Origin of the sequence: Microscilla marina ATCC 23134, from assembly GCF_000169175.1 — a bacterium.
Classification (GTDB): Bacteria; Bacteroidota; Bacteroidia; order Cytophagales; family Microscillaceae; genus Microscilla; species Microscilla marina.
In genome coordinates this window covers 104,801-124,084 of record NZ_AAWS01000007.1, presented here as the reverse complement: position 1 = coordinate 124,084, position 19,284 = coordinate 104,801, and the positions used below count along the sequence as shown (strand labels likewise).

The following is a 19,284-nucleotide window of genomic DNA, read 5'->3' as shown; positions in this document are numbered from 1 at the left end:
TTAGTCATACACTGCCTGCTTCACGCGTTATCTGATACACAATAACTTGCGCAAGGCAAAGTAACAAGTAGTTGGCTGTGGATGTACTGAGTCAGCCACAATCACCAACCATTTTTCTGTATTAGCAGCACCACCTACTACTACTTGTCTTCGTTCCAGCCCATAGTACGTTCTACTGCCTTCTTCCAACCTTTGTATAGTTCTTCACGTTTTGCCGGATTTATTTCAGGAGTAAACCACTTTTCTACATCACGGGTTTTAGCAATTTCGTCTTGTCGCCACATGCCCACCGAAATACCCGCCAAATAAGCCGCACCTAAAGCCGTAGATTCTATGACTTGAGGACGCTCCACCTCTACTCCCAATATATCTGCCTGAAACTGCATCAATATATCATTGGCAGAAGCCCCACCGTCTACTTGCAAACGTTTAAGGTCTATTTCAGCATCTTTTTGCATCGCTTCCAACACATCTTTGGTTTGGTAAGCAAGCGACTCCAGTGTAGCCTTTACTAAGTGATTTTTATCTGTGTCTCTGGTAAGCCCAAAAATAGCTCCACGGGCGTACATATCCCAATATGGGGCACCCAATCCAGCAAAAGCAGGCACTACATATACTCCATCGGCATCTCCTGCTTTGGCAGCAAAATAAGCTGAGTCAGGAGCAGCATCGATAAGTTTTAAACCATCACGCAGCCATTGTATAGCAGCTCCGGCAATAAAGATACTCCCTTCCAGGGCATAGGTTACCTCGCCATTGAGTCCCCAGGCTATAGTAGTGAGTAATCCTGATTGACTTTTCACTGGGTCTTTGCCTGTATTCATCAACATAAAGCAACCAGTACCATAAGTGTTTTTTGCCATACCTGGCACAAAACAGGTTTGCCCAAACAGAGCCGCTTGCTGATCTCCAGCTACTCCTGTAATCGGTGCATTTTCGCCCTCAAAGTATAAATCGCCATAATGGTCAGACGAGTTTTTGACCTCAGGCAACATAGAGGCAGGAATGTCTAAGGCTTCCAATAACTCTTTGTCCCACTCAAGGGTTTTGATATTGTACAGCATAGTACGCGACGCATTAGAATAGTCAGTGGCATGCACCATTCCGTTGGTCAATTTCCATATAAGCCAGGTATCTATGGTACCAAACAATAGTTCTCCCTCTTGGGCTTTTGATCGGGCATTGGGTATATTATCAAGAATCCATTTTACTTTGGTACCCGAAAAATAAGAGTCTATTACTAAGCCCGTATTTTCTTTGATATAATCAGTCAGTCCTTTACTCTTCAGCTCTTCGCAAATGTCGGCCGTACGTTTGTCTTGCCATACTATAGCATTGTGCACAGGTTCTCCTGTGGTTCTGTCCCAAACTACAGTTGTTTCACGCTGATTGGTAATGCCTATAGCTTGCACATCATTTAAAGTAATTTTGTTTTCGTGCATTAGCCTGCGAAAAACTTCCCATTGCGAATCCCATATTTCTATGGGGTCGTGTTCTACCCAACCAGCTTGTGGAAATATTTGGGTAAACTCTTTTTGCTCCATCCCTTTCAAATCTCCTTGGGCATCAAACAGTACAGCTCTGCTACTGGTGGTTCCCTGGTCGAGGGCTACTATGTATTTATTTTTCATTGTGTATTGGCTTGTCAGGTGTTTTTAAAATTGGCGGGCAATTTAGGTATTTTTTTGGTTTAGATTATCAACATTTTAAGCAGATGCCGTATTTTAAAGCAATCGTATTAGGCAAAACTGTAATATTTTGCTTATAAGCTTACTCTAAAGTATGAATATGCAGGTATACATCACTAAAATACAATAGATGGGTAAAGTTGGGTAAGTTACCTTTTGGGGCAAAGGGGCTGTTTTTATGCGCTTACAAAACACCTCATAGTATAAATAACTATCCAGCCTAAACTATTCAATGCAAAAAAATCCTACATTATTTTGTAATCAAACTATTGTCAGGTAAGCTTTAACTTAGGTAGGGCATACAAGTCATTCTCCAGGCAATAAATCGTTATTGCCTGAGCTGCACAACAACCAGCACAGTAAGGTTATAGCCTTAGCTCTCTGGCTACTTATACCCTCTCTCACAGTTTTGCCTCACATTAAACCACTGCTACTTAGAAGTTAAAGCACTAAAAACCAGTCATTTACTACTTAAACTTCCTTTGGGGGTAGCTCAACCCTAAATAATATTTCAGGGCAAATAAACACTGAATGAGGATAACGCATTTCTTCGCGCGACAATAACTTGAGGTTTTCGAACGGCTCAAAATATAAATATTCACCCACAGCATTGGTCAGTCGCATTTCTGGATGCCATACTCGATAAGTACCTATTTTGCCGTTGGTTCTATAATAAAACCCTTGAACAGGATGGGTCAAAAACAGCTTCATTTGGCTAATATTATCGAAACCTTCAGCCGTAGTAACTGCCTCTGCTGTATCTTTGAGTTCTATCCTTGTTTTGCCCCAGACAGAGTCTATGTTGATTTTATAGGTTTGGTAACCGTCTTTATGGTCATAATGAAAACTGGTAGAAAAATCCCCATAATACCAGGGCATTTTCCATAACCTACGCGGCAGGTTATACCAATGTGACCCCAGCACTGTACCAAAAAACCAAACCACATCCTCGCCAGTTTCTTTGTCGGTAATGTAGGCCCTGTAATTGATTTGCCCAAAATGATAGCGAGGTGAAGGATACACATGAGGGAAATGAAAATCACGATCTATGAATGGTACCGCACTTATAAAAGCGCAAAGTTCATCGTTTACTTCAAATGTGGGAATGTCAAAGCGTGCAGGAATCAATGGACGCAACCGAGCCAAAGGTAAGGCGTAATTTACCAATGCAAAATGATCTAATGTGGTTTCGGCCGACCAACGCCCCTCTTTAATGTTGGTGCTTACCCTTTGATTGAGTTTATCCTGGTAGCTCATTTTTAGCTTGTTTGTCTAATACTTTAAATATCTCTTATTCTACCATTACGCACTGCACTGGCAGAGAGTTTGGCGGTGGCCTTCACCAAAAATATGAGCGGGGCAAACCTGGGATCTTTGGTAAAGCCTTCCTTATAACGATAGTAAATCTGTTGACAAATAGTACCTAACTTGAAGGTGGCAAAAGCAAAATAAAAAACCATGTTTTCGGTTTTTATACCACTGGCTGCCTCATAACGTCGTACAGTTTCATCACGACTCATTACCCCCTCAAAAGCACGAATACCAAACATTCTAAGGGGTTCAGGATCGGTAGATTCGGTGGTATAGGCAAGGGTAGTGGCAAGGTCGCTGAGTGGGTCGCCAACGGTAGACATTTCCCAGTCGAGCACAGCTTTTATTTGGGTAGGGTCTTCAGGGTTGAGTACTATGTTGTCGTACTTATAGTCATTGTGAATAAAAGAAGTATACTTGGTTTCGGGTATATTGTCCGGAAACCATTGTATTACTTCGTCCATATCACGAATATCATCTGTCTGTGACTTCTTATAACGCTCAATCCATCCTTCTACCTGACGGCGCATATACCCCTCTGGTTTGCCCAATTCTATAAGCCCAGTTTCATTTACGTCAATTTTATGGAGTCTTGCCAAATTATGTATAAAATTTTCGGACAAAATACGGGCTTCCTGCCGTGACATATCTACCTTTTGATTGGCTCTTAGGATGGAGCCTTTGACACGTTCCATAATATAAAAAGGGGCTCCAATAATAGAACTGTCCTCGGTATATACCAAGGGTTTGGGGGTTTTGGGGTATACAGGGTTTAACCTTGACAATACTTTATACTCTCTGCCCATATCGTGCCCTTTGCTTATTTTTTCAGCTCCAAAGGGCGGACGACGTAATACAAGTTCTTTGTCTCCTAGTTTTAATAGATAGGTAAGGTTTGAATAACCACTCGGAAACTGGGCAATTTCCAGAGAGGCATCTCCCATATTTAATTCTTCATTTAGAAAAGCCTGAAGTTTTTCTGTATTTAATTCTTCTCCTTTACGTATTGCGCGTGCTTCATCAATTTGGGGTTGCTCCATCTGCCAAGTAAGTTTATTTAAAATAAGTAAGGTAATGTTAACTGTTAAATTAAGTATATTTTTTTAAAAACTATAGTTTTTAGTAGTTCGCTTTTAGCTATGGGTAACCAATGAATTACTTGCCTTGACTTTGAGGGTACTGAAAAATAATAAATAACTATCAGCCACCTTTTACCATGTAGAAACTGACCACCTAGAAAAAAAATAACCAATAGTCAAAAAAACCTTACCCAAATTTTGTTTTGAAAAACTGTTTTTTTTATTTGCTATCACTTTAAAAAAAAATATTGGCAGAAGATTAATTAACTAAACTAACAACATAACAAAATGAATATCTTAAAACTCAAAGCTTGGGTGATATGCCTGGCTTTTATCACTGTTTTGGCAAGTTGTCAAAAACAATCAGAGGTGGCACCTGAAAAAAACATTCCCGCTACCAGTAAATCAATCAACAAAGATAAGATAGCCCTTGATGTAGTAGACTTGCTCAATCAAAAGTCTAGTCGCAATAGCATTATTAACTCACTTAAGGCCCAACAACCTAGTGTAGCCCTTGCTACAATACTAGACCAGGTAAAATCTGAGGGGATAAACAACACGGCTACGCAGCAACTGCGCCAAGTGGTAACCAGTGCAGAAGCTACTTACAAAAATGTAGAGGCTCCTGATAATGTAGAAGTGCCTGAGTTATGGTTGCACCAACCTACTGCTGGAGTAGATTTTTCTAAACTATTGATAGCCTATGCACCTACCCAAAAAGATGAAGCCGAATGGACCAAGGTAAAGGCTTATAACCTTCAGAAAGAAGTGGTGTACCTTGACCCTTTCAAGGCACCTGAAGTACCAGTAATAGTAGTAGAAACCGATGGTTTTGAAGCTTTGAAGGTAGAGGTTGCTTACATGAATAAACAATTAAAGAAGAAGGGGTTACAAAATTTTGCTCAACGCACAGCAGCCAAAAAAAGAACAACAGCTTCGGGCTTGGAAACTACCAAGTTAGACCGCATTCGCTTGAACGATGACAAAGAACCTTGGATTAGTGGATCGGCAGAGGTATACGCGATCACTTCTGGTATTCGCGGCAACCAGAAAGAAGCTCAAATCAATGTAATTCCAATGTATTACCTAGATACAGATGGCAAAACTTATTACCCAAACCAAGTGTTGCTTTTCTGGGATGACTACGACTATCAAGCAGCGAACATACAGTTGTTTGAAAAAGATGACAACCATAATTACAAAGATATGGTAGCAGTGATTGTAGATGGTGTGTTTAAAATTACTGGCTTGCTTACTGAAGTACCCATAGTAAGTGCCTTAGGGCAAATTGCCAATGCCATTATTCAAGCAATGCCCGATGCTTGGTTTACCAATGATGATGACTACGTTGATTCGTTTTATACAATAGAAAAGAATAGAACTTATCGCAATTATAATGGTGCTGGTGGCAATGCAAATGTAGATTTGACGCCATTTTTTATCCCGGCCAATTAATTACTAATGCTTGACAGCATTACAACATCTAAATTACCCTTATAAATATTACACTCATTTTTAGTTATTAATCTTCAAGTATTCTACACAATATATTTTAAAGTTACCCTCTGTTAAGTTATTCAAACAGGGGGTATTTTTTTGATGATAATAAGAACTTGTTTAAAGTTCATCGAAAATCATGCTAAATGCGAAAGTTTAAACAAACCCTAAATACCTGTTCCTATTTTGGGCTAGAATGGTATACACAATAGTCCATAGCTGATTCGAGTAAATGTTCACCTTGTTAAATGCTGTAAACCAGTGTTTTAAGATTGTATACTCACTTTATTTTTAAAAGTGTTTCGGTTTTATGCCTAAACACCCAATTAAATAGTTTTTAAATTCATCAATGACTGATAACCAGCAAACAACTTTGACTAAAATCACTGCGGAGTATTGTATACAGGAACGGAACTTTATTTTTACAGTACAATAAACCCCATTTATATCTTGACCCCAATCACCAATATATCGTCTAATTGATCGTTGTTTTGCTGCCAATGCCTAAGGGTAGACTCAAGGTTTTTTTTCTGTTCAGTTACAGGGGTTTGGTGTATACTATAAAGCAATTCCCGGAAACGGGGTGCCATAAATTTGCGGTTATGCTCGCCACCAAACTGATCTTGGTAACCATCTGAGTATAGATATAAAGTGGTAGGAATACTTATATCCAGTACTTGTTTTTGAAACTGTCGGTTTCTTTCTCTTTGCTCTCCACCTATGGGCATTTTATCACCCACCAATCGTTTTAATTCTCCATTTTGCACGTACACCAATGAACTCATTGCTCCGGCAAACTGTAAGGTTTGGGTTGCCTTGTCTATTACACATAAAGAGATATCCATTCCATCACGATTGGAGTTGCTATCTTGCCTAAGCGATGTATACACTCCTGTGTGTAATTTATCAAGAATGAGGTTCGCATCTATAATGCCTTCTTGTTCAATAATACTATTTAAAATGTCATTCCCAATCAAGCTCATAAAAGCACCTGGCACCCCATGACCAGTACAATCTATAGCTGCCAATACACATTTAGACTTATCGGCGTTGGCAGCAAAATAATAAAAATCACCGCTCACTATATCCCTGGGTTTAAACAAGACAAATATATTGGGCAAAAACGCTTGCATTGTCTCTATACCAGGTAACATGGCGTCTTGAATTTGTTTGGCATAATTTATACTTGCCGTAATATCATTTTTTTGCGACTCTAGCTGTTTGAACACCTTGGCATTTTGAATGGCAATAATGGCATAGTTTGCCAGGTTTCTGAAAATGCTCACATGTTGACTGCCATAAGCATTTTTTGCTGAATGTTGTACATTGATAATACCAATGGCCTGGTCACCTGCTATCAATGGCAAACATATCATAGAGTTTAATAGTTCTTGGGGTTCGTACGCATCGAGCGAGTCCAGGTATTGGGTATATTCATTTGGCAAGTCTGACAGTACTATTTCTTGCTTAAGGGTAAAACACTTGAGGGTCAAACGATCACTCTGGCTCACAGGCAGTGAAAAAACAGGCATACGTTTGCCTTTACTAAAGTATACCTCATATACCAGGCTTTTTCTTACAGGGTCGTATATACCAATCCCAAACTCTTCGGTGGGCATAAGCGATAGTACTTGTTGGTATACCGTTTTGATGATGTCTTCGATAGATAAATTGGCAATTACCAACTTACCCAGGTCAGATATTAACTCAAGTTTTTGATAAGATTCTTTAATACTGGCAGCCTGAGCAGCTATTTCAGCATTTTTTCGTGCTAACTCTTGCCTGGCGATTTTTTTTATTTTTTCACGGTTGTACAAAAACCAACCTAAAACACTAAATAACACAATCAATGCAGCCAAAGCCAGGAGCGCAATACGCGTTTGCAGTTTTTCACTTTTTAACTGCTCTTTTGTTTTCTGAATTAATAATTCCTGAAATTTTTGTTCCATCGACACCATTTGATTTTCACGGTGGGTGTCATCACGGTTTTTTTGGGCATCAATGATTAAGTCTGTAGCAAAATTACCAAAGTGTTTATTGATGATATTTTTAATCAATTGTTTGCTGGCGGGTTGCGCAAAAAAGGTATCGAGAGGCTGTTTCCAATCTGATTTCAGGGGCAACGCCAAAGCAAGCCCTTCTCTCACTACATTAAAAAGGCGTTGTCTTTGTACGAGCTTTCCTTGCTGCAGCATCATAATGTAATTGGGTAGCTGAGTATAAGCCAAAAAATTGTCCTTGTTTACACAAGAATCTCGCATAATTTCTCCGCTAGGAATGTAGCTATAGCTAAGGTTGGTAAAAGCCCTGGTTTTGATCAAGTCTTTCAGGTTCTGCTCGAAAGTAGTATTACGAATGGTAATGATTTTGAGTTGAGGTAGGTATTTATTGAATGAGGTGATGTCTTCAAATACAGGCACATTATGACTAGAGATGAGTATTTCTATATCAGGCATGTAAGCTTTTGAAAATTGAAGCTCACGCTTTCGTTGATCGGTAATAGAAAAACCAGCGCAGGCAATCACTCCTGCTTTCATTTGTTTAATGGCCTTATAGCAATCTTTGAATTGCTTGAACTTTTTCCAACGTAGTTGTAAGTCGATTTGATAACGAGATTTGATAAACCTTACAAAAGCCCTGATAATATCAGGTTCAAGTCCGGTCGGCTGTCCTTGTAGCTCAGCCTTTATAAAAGGTTCATTATTGGTATATATTACCCATAAGGTGCCTTTTTTGTCTGCTTTAACCTTCTTCCAGTGGTCAGTTGTAGGAGTTTGTGCTTTTACCCAGTGTCCACTGAGCATAATAACCAAAATAAAGAGTAGTATTTGCAACCATTTAGTCATGTAGTAGCCCTCTGCTTTACTTACAGCATGTCTTATAAGTGAAAACAAAAAAATATGGCGATAGTGAGTGAAATCAAAACATCTGGAGTAGAGAATACACAACAGTTGGTTGAATTTTATTATTCTACTCTACTATTTTTCGCCCTTTTGATCGGTTGGTGAGGACGGGATTTTTAAACAAACTGGGTAGAGTATAATTTTATATAACAATTAAGTAATTTTTGGGCTTAATATCAAACACTTAATGGTTAAAAACTTACATCTACTTTGTAAGGCAACACAAAGTAGTAAAGTCTATGAACAAAAAGCTGGGCTTGTCCCATTAGTCGTCAGTTGCTTGTTGCTTTGTTGCCAGATTTCTTTATTTTCAACAAATAGATGTGTTTTAATAGTTAGGCTCGCCACTTCCCATAATAAGTTATATTTATCAAATGCTTACCCCTATTACCAATATATCATCTACCTGCTTTACTTCACTGTGTTCCGGCAAATAACTCATCCAGTTTTTCAGGGTATTTTCCAGTATTTTTTGTTGCTCCTGCATAGGCTTTTGATGAATCTTAATTAACAATTCTCTTAACTGTTGCTTCATAAATTTTTTACCTTTTTGGCCACCAAACTGGTCTTGATAGCCATCCGAGAATATATACAACACGTCTTTTGGTTGTAAATCAATGGCATGCAAATCAAATTGTTTCATTTTTTGGTATTGCGAGCTCCCTCCTATAGGAAACCTGGAACCTTTGTACTCTATCAGTTCACCATTGCGTATGAGCCATAGTGGGTTTTTGGCTCCGGCAAAATCAAGAGTCAAGCTTTGAGGATCAACACTAAGGATTGCCATATCCATACCGTCGTTTACCTGATCGCCTTCATTTTTTTGCAATCGCTCTATTACTCTTTGTTCCAGCTGCTGTAGTATACGGTCGGGCTGGGTCATTTTTTCTTTGCATACAATGTCATCCAGAAAATCGCTCCCCATCAAAGTCATGAACGCCCCTGGTACTCCGTGCCCGGTACAATCAGCTGCCACCAGTACTATTTTTTGTTGTGCCTGTTCAGTCGTTACTTTAGTGCTCCAGTAAAAATCACCACTCACTATATCTTTTGGCTTTAGCAATACAAAAGCATCGCTAAAATACTGGGCAATATCTTTGGCTCTACCCAGAATAGCTTGTTGAATTTGTTTGGCATAGTTAATACTTGCCGTGATATTTTCGTTTTTAACTTCTATCTCTCTTTTTTGAATTTTCACCTGATTGAATACATTTGAGTTTTGAGTAGCAATTGCCACATAAGCGCTTAGGCTGCGTACCATACTTACATGATAATCAGCATACGCATCAAGCTTTCGTGCTTGCAGTGTCATTACCCCCAATGCTTGTTCTCCCTCTAGAATAGGTACACACAACATAGAACTCAACAAGCTACCTTCAATGTATGCATCTTTGGCACTGGTATAATTCACAAAATCTTTTTTTACATCACCCGATACCAATTCTTTTTTATTTAAAAAACAGTGCACTGACAAACGCTTTGTTTGTGTGAGTGGCAATGTTACCTGGGGCAAACGATCATTGCCTACATAAATCAGGTCAAAAACCAAAGCTCTTTGCTCTGCATCATACAAACCAATCCCAAACTCATCTACCTCCATTACTGCAGTTATTTGCTCATAAAAAGTTTCAGCAATTTTTTGTACCGAAAGATTGGCAGTTACTTTTTGCCCTATTTCGCTCAATAACTTTACATTTTGAAACGACCGTTCTAATTGATCACGCTGCACTTGTATTTCTTCATTTTGCAAATGAATTTGCTCATTCTGTACTAGTATCTCTTTTTTTTGCTGCTTTAGTTCTGCGTTTTTCTCAAGTATTTCTTCATTTTGGGTTCTCACCTCTAGAGTCTTTTCATCTACCAAACGTTGTAGCTCTTTTTGCCGAGCTTTAATGGTACTCAAGCGCCACCTAAACCCCAGCACAATCAATAGCCCTGCTATCAATGCTACCAATGCTCTAAACCACCAGGTTTGCCAGTAAGGGGTCATTACCTCAAACTCATACACATAGTCTTGCCCTGTCCACTGCCCCCAACTGTTACGGGCTTTTAATCTAAATGTATATTTGCCCGGGGGCAAGTTGGTATAAGTTGCTTTTTGTGATGTGGATACTGGTGACCACTCTTTGTCTAAACCGTCTAGGCGCCATTTATAAGCTACTTTTTCAGGAATAAAATAACTAATCCCTTCAAAATAAAGAGTAATATGGTTTAAGTGGTAAGGGAGCTTCAATTGACGAGGCACTGGAAAAAATGCGTTTATTGACTGGGCATATTGCTTGTATTCATCGCTTTGCCAGTCTACTTTTTTCAAAAACAACCTCACTTCCTTAATATTTAGTTTGGCTTTTTGATGATACAACCTTCGGGCATTAGGAGTATATTTCACTACCCCACCCAAGGTGCCAAACCATAGGTTTCCTTGGGCATCTTTATACACTGCTTTGCCGTTATTTTCTATGCCCATAAAACCGTCTTCTTGCCTGAAGTGCTTGATAGAAACAATTTTGGCTTGTTTGTCCAAAATAATCTTATCTACTCCTCCTTGTACTCCCAGCCAAATATGCCCCTCATCATCTTTTATAATAGAATAGATGGTATTATCACTAATTCCTTGTTTAGTAGTCACATAACTAAACTTGCCACCCGAATGCCTGATCACTCCTTCGCCATAAGTAGCAATCCATACACCTCCATTATTATCAGTCGTCATTTGCATCACTAACTCTGTCTTGAGAGTATCTGACTTATGCCAAGTAGTCACTTTTTTGCCATCATAGCGAGATAAACCACCTGTGGCATTGCGAAGGGAACCAAACCACATGTGACCATTGCCATCTTTAGTAATGGACGTAATGATATTATTAATCAAACCATGCTTTTTAGCACTTAAAGTATCTACTCCGTCAGGCGAGTATTTGATTACCCCTAAGCCAAATACACCAAACCAGTAAGTGTCACCATCTCTAAAAGAAACCCCTACCCCCCGATTTGCAGGAATACCATAACTCGTATTGGCAGGCACAAACTTTTCTCCATTGTACTTTAAAATCCCTTTTCGGGTGGTTGTTACCAAAAATTGTTGATCATCTATCCTTGTAAAATCATGTACTCTTCCTACCTCGTTTTCGGCAGTACTAAAGAAGCTGACTGCACTTACACCATCAAAGCGGGTAATGCCTCTGCTATTTGTTCCAATCCAATAATTACCTACACCATCCTGATAAATTGCACGAGTAAAATTAGAGGCTATTTTGGTGTGTTCCTGATCAAACAATGTAAAGGTGTCTCCACTGTACCTTATCAATCCTGCTCCTATAGTGCCTATCCAAATATTTCCTTCGCTGTCTTCCAGCAAACTGGCAGTAGTGTTAGCAGGCAAGCCGTTTTGCGTAGAAAAATGCTGAAATACCTTACCGTCATATTTCAACACCCCATTGCGGTTAGTAGTCAGCCATAAGTTCCCCTGGCGATCTTTTAGACCAATAGCGTTCACCCTAAATGGAGGTATTTGTGGAGGCAAGGTTATTTCTTTAACTTGTCCTTTGTTATACCTAAACAAACGCCGGGTAGCAGGTTGCCCGTTGGTGGGTGGCTTGGCTGCCCACAACCATAAATTACCTGCATTGTCTACTAAAAAAGGATTAAGCCTTGCTCCTTTAAACTTTGGATGCAATGCTATGGGGGACTCCCGAAGTACTTTGCCATTGTATTCAAGCAATGCTTTGCCAGTGGCAATAAGAAAATTACCGTTATTAAGTAAGATGAAATTTAAGAAAGGAACATTTTTTAATTGTTTAGGATATTGGTCGGTAAAATCAACTACTTGGTCTCCATCAAAATACTGAATCTTTTGGTTGAGTATAGACATGCTCCACACTCTGCCAGGTTTTCGGGGGTCTTCGCAGAACTTAAAAGAAATCTCACTAGAGGCCGTAAGCGGCAAAGGAAAGCTTTTGGTCAATTTCCCATCAAAACGGCTAATACCAGTCGTAGTGCCTATCCAAAGCCGATCTTTACTATCAAAAAAAAGTTGATTTACTTGGTCATGAACAAACCCATGGGTTCGCTTGTTGAATACTTCAAACTTATGTCCATTAAAGCGAGCAACTCCTCCCCCATTTGTTCCCAACCAAATTCCACCTTTGGGTCCATTTACCAAAGTATATACCTCTGACTGGGGAATACCTGCTTTTAGTGAATAGTTTCGAAAGAAATATTGCTGTGCAGAGACCTGAAAAAAAACACAAAACAAATACAGTGTAATCCAAAACCTCATAGGTTGTTTTTATAAAAAATCAATGATAAGATTATAGCTATATTCATTCTATAACTTATCCTACTGGCACATAGTTGCAGCAATGTGCTATAATGAAGGATAGTTTGCGTTTTATAACTTACTTAAAAGCCCCGAGAGGGGGTAAGCTTCAAGCAACAAGTCGCAAGTCCTTAGATACCGATGAATATCGGTGCTAGACCCTATCGGGGCTTTTAACTCTGAAAAACAAACGCTCATATCATCTCTTGTCTCAAAAATTATGCGCCAATAAACAAAAAAGCCCTGAGTAAAAACTCAGGGCTTTTTTGTTTATTAATATCAAATATAAGGCTTTGTTTAGATTGAAAAACCTAAAAAACTCAAAAACCCAAATGACATTAAACCTACCAAGATAAATGTGATTCCTAAACCTCTTAAAGGAGGAGGCACATTTGAATATTTAATTTTTTCACGGATGGCAGCCAAGGCAACTACTGCCAATAACCAACCTATACCTGAACCAAGACCGAAAACAGTGGCTTGTCCTAAGGTATAAGGCTTACCTAACATAAAAAGGGCACCTCCTAGAATTGAGCAGTTTACGGCAATCAAAGGTAAAAATATACCCAAAGCTCCATATAATGCTGGGGAGAATTTCTCTACAATCATCTCAGTCAATTGTACAAATGAGGCAATTACTGCAATAAACACAATCAACATAAGAAAACTTAGATCTATACCGGGTCCAAAGATAGATGCCAATGCATCCTTCTTTAGCACATAGTTGTAAATCAAATAGTTGATGGGGATAGTCATTGTCAGTACGAAAATCACCGCCATTCCAAGTCCTATGGCTGTTTTCACGTTTTTTGATACAGCCAAATATGAACACATACCCAAGAAATAGGCAAAGATCATATTTTCGACAAATATAGAGCGAATTGCAATGCTAATTAGTTCCATAATATATTCTTAAATCCTTAGTTCTACTTAAAAATCAGGCATCTTCACGATAGCCATTAAACGAACGTTGTGCCCAAATAAGCACACCAACTACAATACAAGCACCAGAAGAGTAAAGCATCAAACCATTGGTGGCAAGACTCTCTGGAAATACTTTTAAGCCGAATAGTGTGCCAGACCCCAACAACTCACGGAAAAAAGCTACCAATAAAAGAATAATAGCGTACCCCATTGCGTTGCCTAACGCGTCTAAAAATGAAGGCCAAGGCTTATTAGCCATTGCAAAAGCTTCCAGGCGTCCCATTACAATACAGTTAGTAATAATCAAGCCTACAAAAGCTCCCAAATCTTTAGCTGTATCGTATACAAAAGCTAAAAGTAGTTCGTTTACCAAAATTACAAATGTAGCAATAATGGCCAACTGTACTACAATACGGATGCGTGAAGGAATGGTGTTTCTCAGCAAAGAAGTAAGTACACTTGAACCAACCATTACAAAGATAACAGCAATACTCATTACCAGTGAAGGCTTCAATTGTGCGGTTACAGCAAGCGCTGAACAAATACCCAATACCTGTACCGTAATCGGATTATCTCCATCTAACGGGTCAGTAAGAATTCGTCGGTTTTTCTTAGAAAATAATGCCTCTTTCTTTTTAGGCTTTACTTCTTCAATTGTAGTTTCTGCCATAATGATTTATATTTTTAAAAGGCTTGATACCTCAGGGTTTCTATAAAATTTTATTAAATATTATGAGGCTTACTTCTTATTCTTTTTTTGAATAAAGCCATCATACAGTTTCAAATACTCTTTGAACATCGCATTTACTCCGTTTCCGGTAATAGTAGCACCAGACATTCCGTCTACTTTGTGCTCTTGCCCTTTGTAATGCTGAATACTCTTCCCCTGATGCTCGCCTCGCTGCATTACTACACGTTGTAACTGCCCTTTGTCGTCATAGATTTTTTTACCAGTATATCGGTCGTGAATTTCTTGGTCAGAAATTCTGGCACCCAAACCGGGAGTTTCACCTTTTTGAGCCAACACTACACCTTTGATCGTATTTAGATCTTTAGCATCCAGTGCAATGTAGCCCCAGATAACGTCCCACAAACCAAAACCATATAAGGGAAATACATAATATAACACCTCTCCTTTTCCGTCTTCACCGTATATTTCATATACAGGCAAGTTTCTTCTTCTGGGGGTTTCACGCTTTGCCGAATACTCTTCTCCTACCTTTACTTTAGAGGCCTTCATTCCTTTTATTACCTCTCCTTGAGCATTTACAACATAGTTTTTTACCCGTTTGTTGTAAACTTCTACTATTTTCTCTTTAGACTTAGGTAACTCCATAAACGTGTTTACAATGCTCTTCTGGAGTTCCAGTTTTTTATTAGCATCCTTGTAACTCTCCAGCCCCTTTGACGCCATTGCAAGCAACGAACCTGAAATGATGGTAATCAACAGGGTATATGTAATAAGATAAGCTTTAGAATCCTTTTTCATTGTTCCTTATTATGCTTTTTTTAACTCTAATCTTTTCAAACGACGCTTTTTGTTAGCAGCTACTACGTAGTAGTCAATCAATGGAGCAAAAACGTTCATCAACAATACAACCAACATAATGCCTTCAGGATATGCAGGGTTAAATACACGGATCAAGACGGTAAGCGCACCTATCAAAAAACCATAATACCATTTGCCTATTTCAGTTTGAGCGGCAGTTACAGGATCAGTTGCCATAAACACTATACCAAAAGCAAGTCCTCCCATTACCAAGTGATAATGCGCAGGCATTGCCATAAATGCGTTACCTCCAATGGCGTTAAATAAAAGTCCCATGAGATAAGCTCCTCCAAAGGCACTGACAATAATTTTCCAGCTTCCTACACCTGTCAATATGAGAATGATTCCACCAATTAGACACATTAAAAAAGAAGTTTCGCCAATAGACCCTGGGATAGTACCTATTACAAAACTTTTGAGCGAATAGATGCCTCCTTTCTTAGACTCAAAGGCATTGGTGACGTGAGAAGGTATTTGTTCTTTAAGCTTTTTGACTTCTGGTAAATTATCCGCTTCCTTGTACATTTTTTGGTTAAATGCCACAGGGTCCTTTATTTCACCCTTTGTTTCAGCTTCTTTTACCTTTTTATCTACATAAGCTTCGCGGGCATTCTGTATCTCAGCCGCCAAATTACTGGACTGCTCTGCAGCCAGCCCAAGTGCAGTGGCACGAGTGTATCCATCTAATTTTTGTTCAATGACAGTAGGCTCTCCTGCAGTCCATACTTTGATATCGCCAGCCATATAAGTAGGATAAGCAAAATACAAGAAAGCACGCGCAGTCATAGCTACATTCAGAATATTCATACCTGTACCTCCAAAAACCTCTTTGGCAATAATTACCGCAAAGGCAGAGGCTAAAGCTACTTGCCATAAAGGAATAGTTACAGGTAAAATGAGGGGAATCAACATTCCGGAAACAAGGTAACCTTCGTTGATAGCGTGTCCGCGCATTTGGGCAAAGGCAAATTCAATTCCTAAGCCTACACCATACGACACAATCACTATTGGTAATACTACTTTGGCTCCATAAATGATTTTGGCCATCAGGTCGGCTGTTTCGCCAATTGCCAAATAGTGTTGGTGCCCGGTGTTCCAGATACCGAACAATAAGCAAGGCACCATAGCTACCACTACTGTGATCATCAGACGCTTCATATCTATGGCGTCGCGTACCTGAGCACCTTTGTCAGGAGTAGTATGTTTGGGGACAAACAAAAAGGTTTCGAAACCATCAAAAACAGAGTGAAGAAAATGTAGTTTCCCCCCTTTTTCGAAGTTTGGTTTCTGTTTATCTAAGATATTACGTAAGAATTTCATATCATTAATAAAAGTTCAATAGATAGCAATCCGCTAATGCTGCTTCTTATCAGTTGTTGTATTTCTCTTGATTGTTTCAATATGCTTGGTACAAGCAAAAATTAGGCATCCATGAGCGCGTTGATCCCTTCACGTACAATTGCCTGCACATCTATTTTAGATACATCCACAAATTCGCACAAAGCAAAGTCTTCTTCTATGACCTCATAAATACCCAATGCTTCCATTTCTTCAAAGTCATTTGCCATAATGGCTTTCAGCAGATACACCGGAAAAATATCCATAGGCACTACTTTTTCAAAGACTCCAGTTTGTACAAAGGCTCTTTCTTCGCCTTTCATATTGGTATCGAGAACATATTCTTTTTTAGGCGTCAGAAAAGACAACAAACCTATTGGACGATGTATGCTCAACTTGTTTTTGCCTGGTGTGATCCAACCCAAAAACTCATATTGATCGCCTTCAGGTATTACTGTAATGAGGTTGTTGTAATAACCAACGGAACTATCCATTTCTATTTTTTCACCAGTAAGTACATTGCCAGACACTATTCTCACATTGTCTTGTTTGAGGTTGTTTTTCAAAAACCCAATCACTGTAGCACCTACACAGGTATCATAGTAGCAAGGGTTTTTAAGTTCCGAACCAGCCACTGCAATGGTTTTAGAAGCATCATAACGTCCTTCTAAGAAAAGCTTGCCAATTTGCTGTAAGCCATAAGGAGTGGTGGTCCACACAATGTCACCTTTAATGATGGGGTCAATGTGGTGAATCTGTATACCTACGTTACCCGCAGGGTGTTTTCCTTGTACTTCATGCTTTTGTACCCCAGTAAGGTTTTTAAGTACCGAGGCTACTCCTGCTTCAGTGCTTAGGTGTACTTTACCAGAGGTAAGCTTGCTGAGTATATCTATTCCTGCCTGAAGGTACTTTCCCTGATCTTTGAATACAAAATCGTAATCAGGAGCAAGGGGACTACTGTCAAACCCAGAAATAAAGATAGACTTGGGTGTGTTTTGGGGGTTTGCCACTATACCATAGGGGCGTTCAATAATATTTGGCCACACACCGCTTGCAGAAAGGTTTGCAATGATTTGTTCTTTGCTCAAGCCAGACAGCTGACTGCTATCGTATTTATCGAACTCAACGTATTGAGTTTCACGATCAGCTTCTATTTTGATCCCCATTGGTTTGCGTTTGGCACCTCGAATTACTTCGGATACTCTTCCACTTACCGGAGCAGTATACTTTATCTGCTCATGGAGTTTGTCAAAGAAAATAGGGGTTCCAGCTTTTACCTCATCCCCTTCTTTCACCATCACTTTTGGTCGCTTGATGCCCATAAAATCAGTGGGCTTAAAAATGTATGACTCAGGATGGATGGTATCTCCCTTTTCGGCTTTCGCTTTTCCAGCCAAATTTATATCAAAACCACGTTTTAATTTGATAGACATCTTCTATACCGTAACTTTCTTGTGTTTTATAAACTGCGCAAAAATAGTAACTTTTTCAAGAAAAAAAATGCCTTCTTTTAGTTTATAAAAGAGGGATTGTTCTTTTTATTCTCAAAATGCAACATACTGAATGTAAAATGCACTTCGTTAACTCATGTTTTGTGCTTTTTGTTAAAAATTAATGGCAAAAGTATATGTTTGGTATGTGGGAAACAATTAATTAAGGGCTTTAGATTCCATTTATTGGAAAGTCTTTTTTGAAGTGAAAAGTTAAAAATCAGCCACTATTCACAAAAAAAGGCTGTATTTATCCCTTAAACCTTTCGTTATGATGGTATGCTAAAAACTCTTGATGAGGCAAATATTTTTTTGGTAAAATGATGGGTTGATTGTGATAAGGGAGAAAGAATGAGGTAAGTTTTTTGTCTTTTGACTGCCTGATTTCTGTAGCTACTTGTACATAGTAGTCTGTATTTATAGTAATCAGCCCAGTTTCAAAGGCTTTGTCATGCAGTGAGTTGAGAAGAATGCCATTATGAGGGTTTAGCCTGTTTTGTTTATCTAATGCCCAAGGTTTAATATGCCCTGCAACTAATAATTGGGGTTGTTGCATACCAGTGATACAACAAGTATTGTCGTAAGAAGCCAAAATGCTTTTTCTGAAGAAGTGTTGATTTACCCGTTGCTTACGTATTACTTCTGTGTCTTTACCTACTGCCTTAGGGTCTATCAATCGTTCATCTGGTTGAACAAACTCAGTCATCAAATGACTTTGACTAATTTGCTCTCCTTGCAAAACTAAGCTTTCCCATTTTTGATAAAACTCTGCCCATATAGTTCTATCTAGTTTGCTTACATTTGAAGCCCCCTTCACCCCTCGTTTTTGCAAATCAGAATCTAAACTAGCAAAATTAACCAGTTTGAAAGCTATAGAACCTGGTGTCCTGTTCAACCCCTTGGCAAGTTGCATCACTTCTGTATTCTTTGCGTGCATTTTACCGAAAGGAAGCTTGTAATAAAGACATAGAGTCAATATCAACTCTTCACGTGTCCATAGTTTTTGTCCTTTTTTCATTCTTGACTAGTCATCATCATCAATTAACACAAATTCAAAGAAACAAGATAAACATCTGTGTAACTGACAGTAAGGTCTGGTTTGTGTATACTCTGCAACTATTTCCGTTCTGGCACCACACTTCGAACAGCAAGGAGTTTCGTCGCCCATAATGAATACATTATCA

The 19,284-nt window shown here is 39.0% G+C and carries 12 protein-coding genes; 1 reads left to right on the top strand and 11 read right to left on the bottom strand.

The annotated features are described in order from the left end of the window. Positions 1-140 precede the first annotated feature (140 nt). The 3 genes from glpK to M23134_RS07860 all read right to left on the bottom strand — a co-directional run bounded on the left by glpK (position 141) and on the right by M23134_RS07860 (position 4,039). Positions 141-1,631 (bottom strand): glycerol kinase GlpK, encoded by a 1,491-nt coding sequence (gene glpK, locus M23134_RS07870; RefSeq protein ID WP_002695222.1) that lies wholly within the window; start codon positions 1,629-1,631, stop codon positions 141-143. A 528-nt stretch (positions 1,632-2,159) separates the two neighbouring features. Then, entirely contained in the window at positions 2,160-2,945 is a 786-nt protein-coding gene (locus M23134_RS07865; protein WP_002695220.1) for a DUF2071 domain-containing protein, read from the bottom strand. Between the two features lie 23 nt (positions 2,946-2,968). Next, on the bottom strand, positions 2,969-4,039 hold the full coding sequence (locus M23134_RS07860) for a phosphotransferase family protein (RefSeq protein ID WP_002695219.1): 1,071 nt from the start codon (positions 4,037-4,039) through the stop codon (positions 2,969-2,971). Between the two features lie 327 nt (positions 4,040-4,366). On the opposite strand from M23134_RS07860, the gene M23134_RS07855 reads away from it, so the two are divergent. After that, complete coding sequence (locus tag M23134_RS07855) at positions 4,367-5,533, top strand: DUF3103 family protein (RefSeq protein ID WP_002695218.1); 1,167 nt, start codon at positions 4,367-4,369, stop codon at positions 5,531-5,533. Positions 5,534-6,018: 485 nt separating this feature from the next. Here the strand turns inward: M23134_RS07855 and M23134_RS07850 are convergent, their stop codons facing one another. The 8 genes from M23134_RS07850 to M23134_RS07815 form a co-directional block, all read right to left on the bottom strand. Next, on the bottom strand, positions 6,019-8,421 hold the full coding sequence (locus M23134_RS07850) for a SpoIIE family protein phosphatase (RefSeq protein WP_002695216.1): 2,403 nt from the start codon (positions 8,419-8,421) through the stop codon (positions 6,019-6,021). Between the two features lie 427 nt (positions 8,422-8,848). Further along, positions 8,849-12,757 carry a two-component regulator propeller domain-containing protein gene (locus M23134_RS07845; protein ID WP_002695213.1) on the bottom strand — a complete coding sequence of 1,303 codons (3,909 nt, stop codon included), beginning with the start codon at positions 12,755-12,757 and terminating at the stop codon, positions 8,849-8,851. Positions 12,758-13,093: 336 nt separating this feature from the next. Beyond that, positions 13,094-13,699 (bottom strand): NADH:ubiquinone reductase (Na(+)-transporting) subunit E, encoded by a 606-nt coding sequence (gene nqrE, locus M23134_RS07840; protein ID WP_002695211.1) that lies wholly within the window; start codon positions 13,697-13,699, stop codon positions 13,094-13,096. Positions 13,700-13,733: 34 nt separating this feature from the next. Then, positions 13,734-14,390 carry an NADH:ubiquinone reductase (Na(+)-transporting) subunit D gene (locus tag M23134_RS07835; protein WP_002695210.1) on the bottom strand — a complete coding sequence of 219 codons (657 nt, stop codon included), beginning with the start codon at positions 14,388-14,390 and terminating at the stop codon, positions 13,734-13,736. Between the two features lie 69 nt (positions 14,391-14,459). Beyond that, on the bottom strand, positions 14,460-15,209 hold the full coding sequence (gene nqrC / locus M23134_RS07830) for an NADH:ubiquinone reductase (Na(+)-transporting) subunit C (protein WP_002695209.1): 750 nt from the start codon (positions 15,207-15,209) through the stop codon (positions 14,460-14,462). A 9-nt stretch (positions 15,210-15,218) separates the two neighbouring features. Further along, on the bottom strand, positions 15,219-16,589 hold the full coding sequence (gene nqrB / locus M23134_RS07825) for an NADH:ubiquinone reductase (Na(+)-transporting) subunit B (RefSeq protein WP_002695208.1): 1,371 nt from the start codon (positions 16,587-16,589) through the stop codon (positions 15,219-15,221). Between the two features lie 101 nt (positions 16,590-16,690). After that, complete coding sequence (locus tag M23134_RS07820; RefSeq protein WP_002695207.1) at positions 16,691-18,043, bottom strand: Na(+)-translocating NADH-quinone reductase subunit A; 1,353 nt, start codon at positions 18,041-18,043, stop codon at positions 16,691-16,693. Positions 18,044-18,350: 307 nt separating this feature from the next. Next, positions 18,351-19,118 carry an HNH endonuclease gene (locus tag M23134_RS07815; RefSeq protein WP_002695206.1) on the bottom strand — a complete coding sequence of 256 codons (768 nt, stop codon included), beginning with the start codon at positions 19,116-19,118 and terminating at the stop codon, positions 18,351-18,353. Positions 19,119-19,284: the final 166 nt, after the last annotated feature.